This window comes from Silanimonas algicola (assembly GCF_054777375.1).
Genome location: NZ_BAAHAS010000003.1, coordinates 725,768 through 740,000, shown reverse-complemented (window position 1 = coordinate 740,000; position 14,233 = coordinate 725,768). Strand labels below are relative to the sequence as shown.

At 69.6% G+C, this 14,233-nt stretch carries 16 protein-coding genes; 12 read left to right on the top strand and 4 right to left on the bottom strand.

The features are described from left to right. Positions 1–279 precede the first annotated feature (279 nt). Entirely contained in the window at positions 280–744 is a 465-nt protein-coding gene (locus ACYVAK_RS13370) for a DUF192 domain-containing protein (protein WP_461061798.1), read from the top strand. A 57-nt stretch (positions 745–801) separates the two neighbouring features. On the opposite strand, the gene ACYVAK_RS13365 is transcribed toward ACYVAK_RS13370, so the two are convergent. Then, a complete protein-coding gene (locus tag ACYVAK_RS13365) occupies positions 802–984 on the bottom strand; it encodes a rubredoxin (RefSeq protein WP_461061796.1) in 183 nt (60 codons plus the stop codon). 71 nt (positions 985–1,055) lie between these two features. Here ACYVAK_RS13365 and thiE point away from each other — a divergent pair, with 71 nt between their 5' ends. The 8 genes from thiE (at position 1,056) to ACYVAK_RS13325 (ending at position 7,774) form a co-directional block, all read left to right on the top strand. Then, complete coding sequence (thiE, locus tag ACYVAK_RS13360; protein WP_461061794.1) at positions 1,056–1,712, top strand: thiamine phosphate synthase; 657 nt, start codon at positions 1,056–1,058, stop codon at positions 1,710–1,712. Between the two features lie 13 nt (positions 1,713–1,725). Then, complete coding sequence (hemL, locus tag ACYVAK_RS13355) at positions 1,726–3,021, top strand: glutamate-1-semialdehyde 2,1-aminomutase (RefSeq protein WP_461061792.1); 1,296 nt, start codon at positions 1,726–1,728, stop codon at positions 3,019–3,021. Next, positions 3,018–3,659, top strand: a complete 642-nt coding sequence (locus ACYVAK_RS13350; protein ID WP_461061790.1) for an HAD family hydrolase — start codon at positions 3,018–3,020, stop codon at positions 3,657–3,659. The genes hemL and ACYVAK_RS13350 overlap by 4 nt, the downstream gene beginning before the upstream one ends. Continuing rightward, on the top strand, positions 3,649–4,788 hold the full coding sequence (locus ACYVAK_RS13345) for a trans-sulfuration enzyme family protein (RefSeq protein WP_461061788.1): 1,140 nt from the start codon (positions 3,649–3,651) through the stop codon (positions 4,786–4,788). Before ACYVAK_RS13350 ends, ACYVAK_RS13345 begins: the two co-directional genes overlap by 11 nt. Positions 4,789–4,953: 165 nt before the next feature. Beyond that, the gene (locus tag ACYVAK_RS13340) at positions 4,954–5,580 is read left to right on the top strand and encodes a DUF2878 domain-containing protein (protein WP_461061786.1); all 627 of its coding nucleotides are present in this window, start codon (positions 4,954–4,956) and stop codon (positions 5,578–5,580) included. A gap of 11 nt (positions 5,581–5,591) precedes the next feature. After that, positions 5,592–6,365 (top strand): DUF1295 domain-containing protein, encoded by a 774-nt coding sequence (locus ACYVAK_RS13335; protein WP_461062148.1) that lies wholly within the window; start codon positions 5,592–5,594, stop codon positions 6,363–6,365. Between the two features lie 28 nt (positions 6,366–6,393). Beyond that, positions 6,394–7,167, top strand: coding sequence for a hypothetical protein (locus tag ACYVAK_RS13330; protein WP_461061784.1), 774 nt, complete (start codon positions 6,394–6,396; stop codon positions 7,165–7,167). A 31-nt stretch (positions 7,168–7,198) separates the two neighbouring features. Beyond that, positions 7,199–7,774, top strand: a complete 576-nt coding sequence (locus ACYVAK_RS13325) for a lipocalin family protein (RefSeq protein WP_461061782.1) — start codon at positions 7,199–7,201, stop codon at positions 7,772–7,774. Between the two features lie 85 nt (positions 7,775–7,859). On the opposite strand, the gene ACYVAK_RS13320 is transcribed toward ACYVAK_RS13325, so the two are convergent. Beyond that, positions 7,860–8,495, bottom strand: a complete 636-nt coding sequence (locus tag ACYVAK_RS13320; protein ID WP_461061780.1) for an FMN-binding negative transcriptional regulator — start codon at positions 8,493–8,495, stop codon at positions 7,860–7,862. Positions 8,496–8,522: 27 nt separating this feature from the next. Then, positions 8,523–9,338: an SDR family oxidoreductase gene (locus ACYVAK_RS13315; protein ID WP_461061778.1), complete on the bottom strand. Its 816-nt coding sequence runs from the start codon at positions 9,336–9,338 to the stop codon at positions 8,523–8,525. 130 nt (positions 9,339–9,468) lie between these two features. Between ACYVAK_RS13315 and ACYVAK_RS13310 the strand changes: the two genes are divergently transcribed. Beyond that, positions 9,469–11,460 (top strand): bifunctional DedA family/phosphatase PAP2 family protein, encoded by a 1,992-nt coding sequence (locus ACYVAK_RS13310; protein WP_461061776.1) that lies wholly within the window; start codon positions 9,469–9,471, stop codon positions 11,458–11,460. 3 nt (positions 11,461–11,463) lie between these two features. On the opposite strand, the gene ACYVAK_RS13305 is transcribed toward ACYVAK_RS13310, so the two are convergent. Beyond that, entirely contained in the window at positions 11,464–12,063 is a 600-nt protein-coding gene (locus tag ACYVAK_RS13305; RefSeq protein ID WP_461061774.1) for an LON peptidase substrate-binding domain-containing protein, read from the bottom strand. Positions 12,064–12,312: 249 nt separating this feature from the next. Here ACYVAK_RS13305 and ACYVAK_RS13300 point away from each other — a divergent pair, with 249 nt between their 5' ends. Together ACYVAK_RS13300 and ilvD are read left to right on the top strand one after the other, a co-directional pair. Beyond that, on the top strand, positions 12,313–12,453 hold the full coding sequence (locus tag ACYVAK_RS13300) for a hypothetical protein (protein WP_461061772.1): 141 nt from the start codon (positions 12,313–12,315) through the stop codon (positions 12,451–12,453). A 116-nt stretch (positions 12,454–12,569) separates the two neighbouring features. Next, a complete protein-coding gene (ilvD, locus tag ACYVAK_RS13295; RefSeq protein WP_461061770.1) occupies positions 12,570–14,225 on the top strand; it encodes a dihydroxy-acid dehydratase in 1,656 nt (551 codons plus the stop codon). The last annotated feature ends 8 nt before the right edge of the window (positions 14,226–14,233 follow it).

Below are 14,233 nucleotides of genomic sequence, written 5' to 3'. Positions count from 1 at the left end.
GCCCGAGGGAGCCGCACACTATACAGCAGTTTCGAAGTTCGTCAACACCGCAGCGCCAACTTTTTCTTCTCCACCCCCCTCCGCCGCGCCGCCCGTTTCCGAAGCCACCCAGCGAAGGGGCGCGAACTATAGGCAATCGAGGCCGCGGATTGCAAGCCCTCTCGAGCAGCCATCCACGTGACATGGCAGACAGTTCAACCGCTGCCGGACGAAGCGTGGGACAGACGACGGACGTCGGCGCCCTAGAATCGCGGACCGGCCACAGACTGGAACCACGAGATGCGACACCACCTCTCCCACTGGCTTCTCGCCGCCGCCACCGTAGGCGCCGCCGCATGCAGCGGTTCCGCAGGACCTCATTGGGTGGAATTGGGAGGCCAACGCTTCCACGTGGAACTTGCCGATGACTTCGAGGAACGTGCCCGAGGGCTGATGTACCGCGAATCCATGCCGGCCGACCACGGCATGCTTTTCGTGCACGAGAACGAGGCGCCCCTCGCCTATTGGATGAAGAACACCAAGATACCCCTGGACATCCTTTACTTCGATGCTGAGCGGAGGCTCGTATCGATCCAACGGGGTGTTCCGGTCTGCACAGCAGGCGACCGCTGCCCGAGCTATCCGAGCCGAGGCCCGGCGAAGTACGTGCTGGAACTCAACGCGGGACGCTCGGACGCCCTCGGTCTCGACCGCGGCGATGTGATTACTTTCTCGCCGGACATCCCGACAACGGGGCAACCCTGACCAAAGCGTGTCGCTCGACCTCCCCCACGGGAGACGCCGACCATGCGCAGGGAAGCATCAGGCCTGGACCATCTCGAAGTCGGCTTTCGACACCCCGCACTCCGGGCACTGCCAGTCCTCCGGCACGTCGGCCCAGCGGGTGCCCGGCGCGATGCCCTCGGCCGGCCAGCCCTCGGCTTCGTCATAGATGAAGCCGCAGACGACGCAGACCCAAGTGGTGAAGGCGGAAGAGGTGGCCATGGCTTGGAGAGATCTCGTGGAATGGCGGCAGCCTGCCACGCCGCACACGCCGCGACGAGTAGGATGACGTGATGACGCTGCGCGGCCTTTACCTGATCACCCCCGACGACGACGACAGCGATCGACTCCTTGAACGCGTGGCGGCGGTCTTGCCGGCCGCGCCCGCCCTGCTGCAGTACCGGAACAAGCGCGCCGATGGCCCGCGCCGCTTCGACGAGGCACGCGCGATGAAGGCGCTCTGTGATGCGGCGGGCGTGCCGCTGGTCATCAATGACGACTGGCGCCTGGCCCTCGACGTGGGCGCCGCCGGGGCCCACCTCGGCGAAGACGACGGCGATCTGGCGGACGCACGCGGCGCTGCGCCGGGCCTGCTGCTCGGGGCGTCCTGCTACGACGACCTTTCGCGCGCGGAACGCGCCGCCGCCGCCGGCGCCGACTACCTCGCGTTCGGCGCCTTCTTCCCGACGCGGACCAAGGCGACCACGCGACGCGCCACCCCCGGCCTGCTGGCCACCGCCGCCGCTCTGTACCGGCCGCGGGTGGCCATCGGCGGGCTCACGCCGGACAATGCCGCGACCCTCGTTGCGGCCGGTGCCGACCTGCTGGCCGTGGTGGGCGCGGTGTTCGATGCCCCCGACCCGCTGGCCGCCGCGAGGCGCTTCCAGGCCCTCTTCGATGCCCGCCCGGGCGCGGCGGGAGCCCCACCGACCGCCCCTCTCCTGTCCTGATCCGATCCCCAGAATGAAGACCGACACCAGCCACGCCCTCTACACCCGCGCCCTCGACCTCATGCCCGGCGGCGTCAATTCGCCGGTGCGGGCCTTCAAGTCGGTGGGCGGCGAGCCGTTCTTCGCGAAGCGAGCCAAGGGCGCATGGATCGAGGACGTGGACGGCAACCGCTACGTCGATTACATCGGTAGCTGGGGCCCGATGATCGCTGGCCATGCACGGGAGGAAGTGCTCGAGGCGATCCGGGAGGTGATGATCGACGGCACTAGCTTCGGCGTGCCGAATGCGCTCGAAGTCACGATGGCCGAAGAGATCACCCGTATCGTGCCCAGCTGCGAGATGGTGCGAATGGTCAACTCGGGCACCGAGGCGACCCTGTCCGCCATCCGCCTCGCGCGTGGCGCGACCGGCCGTAATCGCATCGTCAAGTTCGAGGGCTGCTACCACGGCCACGGCGACAGCTTCCTCGTGAAGGCCGGCTCCGGCGCGTTGACCTTCGGCCTGCCGAACTCGCCGGGCGTGCCCAAGGCGCTGGCCGACCTGACGCTCACTCTGCCATTCAACGATTTCGCCGCCGCCACGGCACTGTTCGAGGAAGTGGGCGCCGACATCGCCGGCGTCATCGTCGAGCCGGTGGTGGGCAACGCCAATTGTATTCCGCCGGAACCGGGCTACCTCGAGCACCTGCGCGCTCTCTGCACGGAGCACGGCGCACTGCTGATTTTCGACGAGGTGATGACCGGATTCCGCGTCTCGCTTGGGGGCGCGCAGCAGCTGTATGGCGTGCAGCCCGACATCAGCACCTTCGGCAAGATCATCGGTGGCGGCATGCCGGTGGGTGCCTACGGCGGTCGCGCCGAGCTGATGCGGCAGATCGCCCCGGCCGGCCCGATCTACCAAGCCGGCACGCTGAGCGGCAATCCGGTGGCGATGGCGGCCGGGCTGGCGACGCTGAAGATCATCCAGCAGCCGGGCTTCTATGCCGACCTCGCCAAGACCACCGACACGCTGGTGGCCGGCTTCCAGGCCGCGGCCGAAGAAGCCGGGGTCGCGTTCTCGACCCGCCATGTCTGCGCGATGTTCGGCCTGTATTTCACTGCGGAACGGGTGACGAGCTTCGAACAGGCCAAGGCCGCCGACACCGCGCGCTTTAACCGGTTCTTCCACGCCATGCTGAAGCGCGGCGTCTACCTCGCGCCCTCGGCCTTCGAGGCCGGCTTCGTCTCGTCCATGCACGGCGACGCCGAGATCGCCCACACGCTGGAGGCCGCGCGCGCGGCCTTCCGCGAGGTCGCCGCGGCCGCATGACCCCGAGACCGCGCCCGAAGCTGGTGGTATTCGACCTCGACGACGTGCTCGTCGAGTACCAGCGCGAGCGGCGCATCGAGGCCTTGGCCCGAGCGGTCGGCGCGCCGCCGGCCACGGTGCTGGAGGCGTTATTCAAGAGCGGTCTGGAAACGAAGAACGGCCGCGGCGAGCTCGGCCTCGAGGACTACCTCGACGCGGTGCGCCGCCGCCACGGCTTGGATATCCCGTTGGACGCCTTCATCGATGCACGCCGGCAGAGCATGCGGCTGCGCCGCGACGTGCTGGGCCTCGCCGAACGCATCGCCCCGCAGACGACGCTGGCGCTGTTCACCAACAACGGCCAATGGCTTGGGCGGCAGCTGCCAAAATTCTTCCCAGAGCTTCGCCCGCTGTTCGGCACCCGGATGATCACCACCGGCCAGCTGGGCCTGACCAAACCCGACCCGCAGGCCTTCTACGCCTGCCTGTCGACGCTGGGTTTTTCCCCGGCGTCGGCGCTGATGATCGACGACCGTACGGAGAACGTGGGGGGCGCCCAGAGCGCCGGCCTCGACGCGATCCACTACACCTCGCCCCCGCAGCTCGCCGGCGAGCTGCTGCGCCGGGGCTTCGACCTGGAACCCGTGCATGCGCCCTGAGCTCCACCTTGAAACCCTCGCCGTCCACGCGGGCGGCGAAGCCGATGCCCACAACGGCGCCGTGGCTCCGCCGCTGCACCTGTCGACCACGTTCAAGCACGGCCCAGCCGCCGAACGACTGGCGGGCTACGAGTACCAGCGCGAGGGCAATCCGACGCAGGACCGGCTGGAGACCGCGCTCGCCGCTCTGGACGGCGGCGGCGCCGCACTCGCGTATGGCTCGGGCATGGCGGCGATGACGGCGGCGCTCGAATGCTTGCCGGCCGGCAGCGAGGTGCTGATCCCCGAGGACTGCTACGCCGGTCTGCGCTCGCTGGGCGCCGAGTTCCTGCCCGAGCGCGCTGTGACGGTGCGCCGCGTGGACCAGACCGACGCGGCCGCCGTGGCGGCGGCGATGACGCCCGCAGTGAAGATGATCTGGGCCGAAACGCCCTCGAACCCGCAGCTGCGCATCGCCGACCTCGCCGCGCTTTCGGCGATCGCGAAGCAGCACGGTGCGCTGCTGGCGGTGGACAACACGTTCGCCACCCCCGTGCTGCAGCGACCGATCGCGCTCGGCGCCGACCTCGTGATGCACTCGACCACCAAATACATGGGCGGCCACAGCGACGTGATGGGCGGCGCCCTGGTGTTCGCCAAGCGCGATGCCTTCTTCGAGAGGGCCGCGCATCGCCGCCACATCACCGGCAACATCCTTGCGCCGTTCTCGGCGTGGCTGACCCTGCGCGGGCTGCGCTCGCTGCCCGCGCGCATGGCCTGGCACTGCGCGAACGCGCGCCGGGTCGCCGAATTCCTCGCCGCGCAGCCGGCCGTCGAGACGGTCTACTGGCCCGGCCTTCCCACCCACCGCAACCACGCCATCGCGGCGCGCCAGATGTCGGATTTCGGCGGCATGGTCTCGGTCACCTTCAAGGGCGGTCGCGAGGCGGCGCTGGCCTTCGCCGGAGCCGTCGAAGTGTTCACCAACGCCACCTCGCTGGGCGGCGTGGAGTCGCTGATCGAGCACCGCGCCTCGGTCGAGGGGCCGAACCCGGTGTCGCCGCCGGGGCTGCTGCGCTTGAGCGTGGGCCTGGAGCACGGCGATGACATCGTCGCCGATCTGCAGCGCGGGATCGACGCGCTGCGCTGAGCGCACGGGTCGCGCGGCCCCGTCGTCGACCGTCCGCGTGCGGCGCCGCGCGCACAGACGGCCGCGCATCCCCGGATTCGCCCCGGCTTCACGCGCGAGGCGCCGCTGGTGCCAATGGCGACCGGCGCGCGTCGACCGCTGATGAGACCGCGCCACCGCTGATGCATGGCTTCACCGGCCCATCGCGAAGGCCGGAACCGCCGCAGCGACGATGCCTCCGCGCCCGACGAACCGGGCGTCAACGGAGATCTCGCAATGCAGTGGCTATTGTTCAACGTCCTCGGCTTCCAAGCCGTCTGGTGGGCCTGCGTCATCGGCGCCGGCAAGGGGTGGCCATGGGCCGGCCCCGTCGCCGCCGTTCTGTATGCCGCGGCCCATCTTCACTTCTCGCCAACCCGACGCCGGGACGTCCGTCTCCTCGCGAGCGCCCTCGTGGTCGGCCTCGTCCTCGATGGGTCGCTGGGGGCCAGCGGCCTGCTGACCTACGCGGCCGCCGGCGAAGTCCGGCTCATCGCTCCTCCCTGGATCCTGGCCCTGTGGGCGGGCTTCGCGCTGACGCTGACGCACTCCATGGCCGCCTTGGCCTCCCGTCCTTGGGCGGCCGCCGCCCTCGGGGTCCTCGGCGGGCCGCTGGCCTACGCCAGCGCCGCGTCCGTCGCGGGTGCCGTGCGCTTCGACCACGGCATGGTGGAGGGCCTCGTCGCCATTGCGATCGGCTGGGGCGTGGCGATCCCGCTGCTGTACGGCATCGACAAGCACCTGACGAAGAACGAGCGGGAGGCCATCGCATGAGCACCCTTGGCATCGTGATGTTGATCTGGGGCCTGGCCGCGGCGGGGATGAGCCTTGCGTTCCTTTACGCGCGGCAAAGGAAGAACATGGGCTACGTCGACGTGTTCTGGGCGCTGGGCATGGCGGTCGCGGCGGTGATGGCCGGCCTGCTGGGCGAGGGCAGCCTGGCCTCCCGCGTCCTCGTGGCCCTCTTCGGCGGTTTCTGGGGCGTCCGCTTGTTCCGGTTCCTCTGGCACCGCGTGCGCGGGGAGGCCGAGGACGGTCGCTACCAGGCCATGAGGGCGGCGATCGGGAACGGCGCGCCACGCTGGTTCGCCTTCTTCCAGCTCCAAGCCTTGGTGATCGCCCTGTTCTCGCTGCCCTTCGTTGCCGCCGCGGCTGGCGCGGGGGGCATCGACAGCGCCTGGGTCTGGGCGGCGGCCGCGGTGTGGGCGATTGCCGTCGCTGGCGAAACGCTGGCCGATCGTCAGCTGGCGGCCCATCGTCGCGACCCCGCGCAGAAGGGCCGCACGTGTCGCCGCGGCCTGTGGGGTTGGTCGAGGCACCCCAACTACTTCTTTGAGTGGATCCACTGGTTCGCCTACGTCGCGCTGGCGGCGACGGGGCCCTTGGCGTGGCTGGCGCTGGCCGGCCCCCTGCTGATGTTCGCCTTCCTCTGGCGGGTGAGTGGCATTCCCTGGACGGAAGCGCAGGCCCTGCGCACCCGCGGGGACGACTATCGCCGTTACCAGCAGGAAGTCAGCGCCTTCTTCCCCCTTCCACCGCGCACCCACCGCGCCTCCTGATCCGGCGCCCCTCGTGGAGACACAGATCATGACCAAAACACCACACGTCGCTTTCGCCATCCTCGCCCTGCTGCTGCCGGCCGCGGCGACCGCGACGATCCAGCAGGAAATCGCCACCGCTCGGGACCTGGAAAGCCGGGAGGTCCTGTTCCGCGAGCAGCACATCGTCCGTTTCGATAACGGGGAGCCGGCGGAGCGTCTCGTGATGTACCGCTGCCTCGACGGCCAGGCCTTCGCGCGGAAGTGGGTCCGGTATGCGGACACGCCCTCGGCGCCGTCGTTCCAACTCGAGGATGCCCGCAGCGGCTATCGCGAGGGCGCAGAACAGACCGCTTCGGGCACCCGCGTGCGCTGGACGCCGCCCGGTGGGAGCGAAGCGTCGGGACTCCTGCCTTCGGGCCCCCTCGTGGCCGATGCTGGCTTCGACGAGTGGGTCCGCGGCTACTGGGCCCCCCTCACGCAGGGCAAGACCCTCGAGATGCGCTTCCTCGTCCCGTCCCGGCTTCGGGCCTATGAATTCGATGTGTCGCCGATCGATTCCGGATCGCCCGACCTCCAGGCCTTCCGCCTGCAGTTGGGCGGCTGGTTCGGATGGCTGCTGCCGTCGATCCGGGTGGCCTATGACGGCCAGACCAAGCGATTGCGCTGGTTCGAAGGCCTGTCGAACCTTCGCGACGACGCAGGCGAGGCGCCGATGCAGGTGAGGATCGACTTCCCGCCCAAGCCGACGCCCGCCGACCAAGCCACCCTCGACACGGCCGCCCGGGAAGCCCTCGTTGGCTGCACCGTCCAACCCGCATGAACCCCCAAGACCGAAAACGCAGGAACCCCGCATGAACCATCCGCCGCGAGAAAAGACGCGCCTTTTCCAATGGATCGTGCTCGCCGCCGCCCTGCTGCTGGTTGCTTGCGCCGGCAAGGAGCCCCGCCCCATGCCCCCGCTGTACCCCGCCCCCTCCGTGGACCTCCCGAGGTTCATGGGCACGTGGTACGTCATCGCGCACGTGCCGTACTTCTTCGAGGAGGGGAAGGTCGCCACGCGGGACGAATATCGGCTGCGGGCGGACGGCCGCATCGACAACGACTTTGTCTACAAGGACCGCTTCGGCGAAGACGACAAGCGGTGGCGAGGCATATCCACCGTGATCCCGGGCAGCGCCGGCGCACGATGGAAGGTGCAGTTCGTCTGGCCGTTCTCCACCGAACTCGTGGTCGTGCATGTCGACGACGATTACCGGGGCGCCGCGCTAGTGACGCCGAACCGGAAGCTGGCATGGGTGTTCGGCCGCGAGCCCACCATGGAGCCCACGCGTTACGAGGCCCTGCTGGATCGACTGGCCGCGCAGGGTGTCGACCGGAACGCCCTCCGCCCGGTTCCGCAAGTCCCTCCCGCCCAGAACGGGGACTGACGCTCCTTCGATCCCGATCACCGGGGCGTGCTGGATGACCGGCACGCCAACCACCCTTCGTTGGACCACGGAACGGGGAGGACCGTCAGCTGCCCGCCGGTCGCGCTTCGCGCATCGCCTCGGCCAAGGCGAGTTCGCCGCGCTGCTCGAGGGTTTCGACGACATTGCGGAAGTCGCGTTCGTCGCGGTTCTGGCTGAGCTTGCGCTTGCCTTCGATCCGCTCGATCGCGATCTCGATGGCGACGATGTGGGCGAGTTCCGACGCGAGGTAGTCGGCCGCCGCATCGCCCATCTTCCACGGCACCGGCTCGCCCGCCTCGCTCTGGCGCGTGAGCTTCGCCACCGCGCCGCGGACGGCGTTCGTGTCGTCGAGCACCCGGATGCGGCCATGCACGTGCACGACCTCGTAGTTCCAGGTCGGCACATGGCGGTGGTGCTCGTGCTTGCTCGGGTACCAGTTGGGCGAGATGTAGCCCTGGACGCCGCGGAAGACGACCATCACCGCATCGCCCTCGGCCACCGCGCACCAGACCGGATTGGCGCGTGCGACATGGGCCAGCAGGGTGCCGCTGGGACCGCGCTCCGCTTCGAGCACGAAGGGCAGGTGCTCCGCTTCGAGCCCTGCGGCGGTCGCGGTGACGAGCATCCCCAGCGGATGCTCACGGATCAGGCGATGCCATTCCTCGGGCCGGTGTTCGGCGAACTGGGCGGGTTGGTACATGGGCGGGGCCGGTTCCCGAGAGTGCCGTCAGAGGAAAAGGTCGGGCGACAGCGGCTTCGACGGGTCGACCGCGTAGCGCGTGAAGTCGGTCTCGCCGGCCTCGCGCAGCACGTCCTCGTCGATCAGGAAGTGGCCGTGGAAACCGCGGGCCTCGCGGCACAGCACGGCATGCGCGGCGTCGGCCACGATCGCCGGGGTGCGGCAGCCGGAGACGTCGATGCCCGGGATCATGTTCAGCGCGTCGGTGGCGATGACCGTCTTCGGCCATAGCGCGTTGACCGCGACGCCTTGGGGGCCGAACTCCGCCGCGAGGCCGAGGGTGACGAAGCTCATTCCCATCTTCGCCAGCGTGTAGCCGGTGTGCGGCCCCCACCATTTCGGGTCGAGGGTGGGCGGTGGCGCGAGCGTGAGGATATGCGGGTTTGCCGACTTCAAGAGGTGCGGCAGGGCCTTCTGCGCGCAGAGGAAGCTGCCGCGGCTGTTGACCTGGCTCATCAGGTCGAAGCGCTTCATCGGGGTCTCGAGCGCGCCCTTGAGCCAGATCGCGCTGGCGTTGTTGACGAGGATGTCGAGCCCGCCGAAGCGCTCCACCGTGGCGGCGACCGCGGCCTCGACCTCAGCCTCCTCGCGGATATCGCACTTGATGGCCAGGCCTCGGCCCCCGGCCTCGTCGACCGCGGCGGCGGCATCGTGGATGGTGCCGGGCAGTTTCGGGTTGGGCACCGAGGACTTCGCCGCGATGGCCACGTTCGCGCCATCGCGGGCCGCGCGCAGGGCGATCGCGAGGCCGATGCCGCGGGAGGCGCCGGTGATGAGCAGGGTCTTGCCGGAAAGGCTGGGCATGGCGCGGTGGGAAGAGCGAAGAACGCGAAGAGTAACGGTTGACGGACGGACGCGGCGTCAACGGCGCCGCTCGTGGGCGGCGCATGGCGACGTCATCCGGGCGCCTCGACGACCCACCTATACTTGTCGCATGGACTCCATCCGCTGGGACGCCCTCCTCGACTGGATCGCACAGCACCCCATCGCGGCGGGCGTGGTGATCTTCCTGATCGCCTTCGGCGACGCGTTGCTCTTTGTCGGCGTGGCCATTCCAGCGACGCCGCTGCTGTTCGCGGTCGGCACGCTGGTGGGATTGGGCCATATCGACGGGACCTATGCGGTGGCATGCGCGGCGCTGGGCGCGTTCTGCGGCGATGGTGTGAGCTACCTCGCCGGAAGGCGCTATGGCGACTCCCTGCGGACACGGTGGCCTTTCGCGAACAATCCCCAGTGGCTGGAGCGGGGCGATGCGGCATTCCGACGCCACGGCATGAAGAGCCTGGTGATCGGGCGCTTCGTTGGCGCGATCAGGCCGTTCATTCCCGCGATCGCCGGCATGGTGCGGATGCCGGCGCAACGGTACGCGTTCGCGACCGGCGTCGCCGCCGTGTTGTGGGCGCTGCTGTTCCTGGCGCCCGGCTGGCTCTTCGGCGCATCGCTGGATCTGGTCGCCGCCGTGGCCGGTCGACTGGCGATCGTGATCGGACTGGTCCTCGCACTGGTCGCCGTCGTGTGGGCCGTGGTGCTCTACTCCTGGCGCTGGCTGGCGCCACGCGCCCACGGCCTTCTCGTGCGTCTGCTCGACTGGTCGCATCGCCACCCCGTGATGGGACGCTACTCGGAAGCCCTGATCGACCCGAAGCGCAGGGAGTCACCATCCCTGCTGATGCTGGCCATCGCCCTGCTCTTCGGGGCATGGGGCTTCTTCCAGCTGCTGGTGTCGGTCGGTGGCGGCGAAGCTCCCTCCAGGTTCGACCTCGCATTCCACCAGGCGATGTTCGGACTCCGGCATCCCCTCGCCGATCCGGTGATGGGCTTCTTGGCGACGCTGGGTGACCCCGTGGTGCTGGGACCCGCCGTCGCCGCCGCCGCGGCCTGGCTGTTCTGGCGCAAGCGACGCATCGCCGCGTGGCACTGGATCGCCGCGCCCAGCTTCGCGATCGTGTTCGCGTGGGCCTTGGGCTGGCTGATCGACCTGCCGAAACCCCCGGCAGCGACCGCCGTGAGCGGGTTCTCTTTCCCCTCTCAGTCGGTGCTGTTGGCGACGACGGTGTACGGGTTCTTCGCCGTCCTCGTGGCGCGGGAGATGCCCGGCCGACGCCGCGTCTGGCCGTACGTCGTGGCCGCCCTGCTGGTGGGGCTGCTCGGGTTCTCGCGCCTCTATCTCGGGGCCCATTGGCTCTCGGACGTGCTCGCCGGGGCCAGCCTGGGCCTCCTGTGGATCACCGCTCTCGGGTTGGCGTACCGCAGGAGAGTGGCGCGATCGTTCTGGGTCCGCCCCGTGACGGCCATCTTCTTCGGCATGGTGCTGTTGGTGGGCGGCTGGCACGCCACGCGCTCCGCGGAAGAGCTGATCGTCGCCTACGACCCGCCCGTCGAGCGCGAGTCCATCGACGCCCGGCGCTGGATCGGCGGCGACACGGAGTTGAACCTGCCCACGCGCCGCAACGAGCTGCGAAGCCGCGATGCCTGGCCGCTGAACGTGCAGTACGCCGGCCACCTGCCGACGCTGGTGCGTCAGCTCACCTCGGCGGGCTGGGCCCCCGTGCCCCAAGCGGACTGGCGCGGGTTGCTCATGATGCTCGACGACGATGCCACACCGCTGACGCTGCCGATCATGCCCGCTACGCACGAGGGGCATCCCGAGGCCCTTCTCATGGTGCTCGCCGGGACGGCGCCGGAGCAGCGACAGGTGCTTCGACTCTGGCCCGCACCGTATGCGCTCGGCCACCGTGATGAGCCGCTGTGGCTCGGGACCGCGCAAACGCTGCGCTTCGCGACTCGAGGCGACGGGTTCGTCCGCTACTGGGCCGTGCAGGACGGGAACGACGACGCTTTGCAGCAGTTGACTCTCGACGCCGCGGCGCTGCGGGTCGGCGAGGGCGACGTCCTGCGACTTCGTGCGCCGCCTTCCGGGAACTGATGCTCAAGCCAGCTGCGGCAACCAGCGCAGCACGGCATCGAGCCGTAGCGAAGGATCGTCTTCCTCCAGCAGGTGCAAGCGCTGGTCGACATCGAGCGGCAGCAGCTCCGCGAGCCGGCAAGAGACCCAGCCCGCGTCGTCGAAGCACGCGCCATCCGCATAGGCGTGCGGGCCGCCAGCCCGCTCGAGCATCCGTTTCAGCAAGTCGACGAGGAAACCGTGCTGAGGCTCGACCGCGACCTGGGGCGTCGGCGGAAGCCAGCGCACTTCGGCCACCACCAGGCCGTCGGCCTGCGTGGCCGTGCTCGCAACAGCGAAGCGGCGCTCGCCCTCCACCGCGATCCCGAGCATGCCCCCGGGCTGCACGTGGAAATCGACGATACGTGCCTCCGTCCCGATCTCTGCAGGCTGCGCCGGGCCGCCGACCTCGGGCCCATCGACGATGAGGGCGATGCCGAAGCTTTCGCCCTTGCGCGCGCAGCGCTTGACCATGTCGAGATAGCGCGGCTCGAAGACGCGCAGCGCCATCACCCCGCCGGGCATGAGCACGGCCTTCAGGGGGAAAAGAGGGAGGGAATGGGTGGCGGCGGGAGGGGAAGCCATGGCGGAGGCGTCGAAGCGGTACATGGGACCGACCAAGGATGGTGGCGACCTTGCCCACAAGGTCGTGACACAGGGCTCAAGCCGCGCATCTCGGCCATCGGGATACGAAATCTGCGGCCGGGCCGTCAGTTCTATTGGCAACCAAGCGCTTTTCCCATCAAGCACTTGGCATCGAGTCATCGCTCGAATGAGGCCCACATCACGACAATGTGTTGACAGCGCGGAAAAGCCCGTGGTCTTGTCGATGCCATGAACTTCACCGCCCCGACCTTCGCTGCGCTCACCGCCTCGGCCCTCCCGGTCGCGGTCCGCGACGTCGCGCTTGTGCCGGTCGTCCTTGTTGTCGTCGTCCTTCTTATTAGCCCCTTCACCGGTGCGGGATCGACGTGACCTAGCAACAACGCAACAACAAGGTCCGAAACGAAAACCCCGCACCGGCAACGGTGCGGGGTTTCGCGTTTCAGGCCTTCGAAACATCCCCGAAGCCTCGAAACCGCCCTCACCCCGTGAACTCCGACCAGATCAAAACCGGCCCGTCCCGCGCTCCCGCCCGCGCCATGCTGCGCGCCACCGGCCTGTCCGACGCCGACATCGCCAAGCCGCTGGTGGGCGTGGTCCACACGTGGTCGGACATCTCGCCCTGCAACCTGACGCTGCGCGACCTCGCGCAGTCGGCTCGCGAAGGCATCCAGGCCGCCGGCGGTACGCCGATCGAGTTCAACACCATCGCCGTCACCGACGGCATCGCGATGGGCACCACGGGCATGCGCGCCTCGCTGCCGTCACGTGAAGTCATCGCCGATTCGATCGAGCTGGCCGTGACCGGCCACTGCCTCGACGCGGTGGTGGTGCTGGTGGGCTGTGACAAGACCATCCCGGCGGCCGCCATGGCGCTGGGCCGCATGGACCTGCCCGGCGTGGTGCTCTACGGCGGCACCATCCAGCCGGGCGTGTGCAAGGCGAAGAAGATCACCGTGCAGGAGGTCTTCGAAGCGGTCGGCGCGCACGCGGCCGGGCGCATCGACGACGCCGAGCTGGGCGAGATCGAGCGCCGCGCCTGCCCGGGCGCCGGCGCCTGCGGCGGCCAGTTCACTGCCAACACCATGGCCATGGTGCTGACCACGCTGGGCCTGTCGCCGATGGGCCTCAATGACATCCCGGCCACCGACCCCGCGAAGAAGGACGCCGCCTTCCGCTGCGGCGCATTCGCGATGGACGCGTGGCGCGCCGGTCGTCGGCCGCGCGAGGCGATCACCGCGGAAGCGCTGCGCAATGCCGCGATCACCGTGGCCGCGACGGCCGGCTCGACCAATGCCGTGCTGCACCTGCTGGCGATTGCCCATGAAGCCGGTGTGCCCTTCCCGCTGGAAGAATTCGAAGCCGCTTCGCGCACTCCCGTCATTGCCGACCTGAAACCCGGCGGCCGCTTCACCGCGGTGGAGCTGCATGCCGCGGGTGGCACGGCGCGCGTGCTGGACGAGCTGCGCGCCGCCGGCCGGATCACCGACACCGCGACCATGACGGGCCAGACCCTGTTTGCGGCCGTGGAGGCGGCGATGGCGAACCCGCCGGCCGCCGGTGACATCACGCCGACCGAGGTGGTGCCGGGCTTCGCCGCGCCGCTGAAGCCGCACGGCGGCTACTCGGTGCTGTACGGCAACCTCGCGCCGGAAGGCTGCATCTGCAAGCTGCCGGCGAAGCATCGTCGCCATGAAGGCCCGGCGCGCGTGTTCGATTCCGAAGACGCCGCCTTCGCCGCCGTGCAGGCGCGCGCCATCCAGCCGGGCGACGTGGTCGTCATCCGCTTCGAAGGCCCCGCGGGCGGCCCCGGCATGCGCGAGATGCTCGCCGTGACCGCCGCGCTGGTGGGCCAGGGCCTCGGCAACGACGTCGCGCTGATCACCGACGGCCGCTTCAGCGGCGCGACGCACGGCTTCATGGTCGGCCACATCAGCCCCGAAGCCGCCCGCGGCGGCCCCATCGCGCAACTTCGCGACGGCGACCGCGTGGTGATCGACGTGGACGCCCGCGAGATCCGCACCGACGCCGACCTCGCCTCGCGCGAGCCCGCCCGCATCGAACCTCGCGTGCGCCATGGCGCGCTGGCCAAGTACGCCCGCCACGTCGCCTCCGCCAGCCGCGGGGCGATCACCACCGGTTAGGCCACTCG

Coding starts and splice junctions, on each gene's coding strand:
- ACYVAK_RS13305 (WP_461061774.1), bottom strand. CDS start 12,063: ATGGCTTCCCCTCCCGCCGCCACCCATTCCCTCCCTCTTTTCCCCCTG.
- ACYVAK_RS13340 (WP_461061786.1), top strand. CDS start 4,954: ATGGCTTCACCGGCCCATCGCGAAGGCCGGAACCGCCGCAGCGACGAT.
- ACYVAK_RS13310 (WP_461061776.1), top strand. CDS start 9,469: ATGGACTCCATCCGCTGGGACGCCCTCCTCGACTGGATCGCACAGCAC.
- ACYVAK_RS13345 (WP_461061788.1), top strand. CDS start 3,649: ATGCGCCCTGAGCTCCACCTTGAAACCCTCGCCGTCCACGCGGGCGGC.
- hemL (WP_461061792.1), top strand. CDS start 1,726: ATGAAGACCGACACCAGCCACGCCCTCTACACCCGCGCCCTCGACCTC.
- ACYVAK_RS13350 (WP_461061790.1), top strand. CDS start 3,018: ATGACCCCGAGACCGCGCCCGAAGCTGGTGGTATTCGACCTCGACGAC.
- ACYVAK_RS13370 (WP_461061798.1), top strand. CDS start 280: ATGCGACACCACCTCTCCCACTGGCTTCTCGCCGCCGCCACCGTAGGC.
- thiE (WP_461061794.1), top strand. CDS start 1,056: ATGACGCTGCGCGGCCTTTACCTGATCACCCCCGACGACGACGACAGC.
- ACYVAK_RS13325 (WP_461061782.1), top strand. CDS start 7,199: ATGAACCATCCGCCGCGAGAAAAGACGCGCCTTTTCCAATGGATCGTG.
- ACYVAK_RS13320 (WP_461061780.1), bottom strand. CDS start 8,495: ATGTACCAACCCGCCCAGTTCGCCGAACACCGGCCCGAGGAATGGCAT.
- ACYVAK_RS13330 (WP_461061784.1), top strand. CDS start 6,394: ATGACCAAAACACCACACGTCGCTTTCGCCATCCTCGCCCTGCTGCTG.
- ACYVAK_RS13365 (WP_461061796.1), bottom strand. CDS start 984: ATGGCCACCTCTTCCGCCTTCACCACTTGGGTCTGCGTCGTCTGCGGC.
- ACYVAK_RS13300 (WP_461061772.1), top strand. CDS start 12,313: ATGAACTTCACCGCCCCGACCTTCGCTGCGCTCACCGCCTCGGCCCTC.
- ACYVAK_RS13315 (WP_461061778.1), bottom strand. CDS start 9,338: ATGCCCAGCCTTTCCGGCAAGACCCTGCTCATCACCGGCGCCTCCCGC.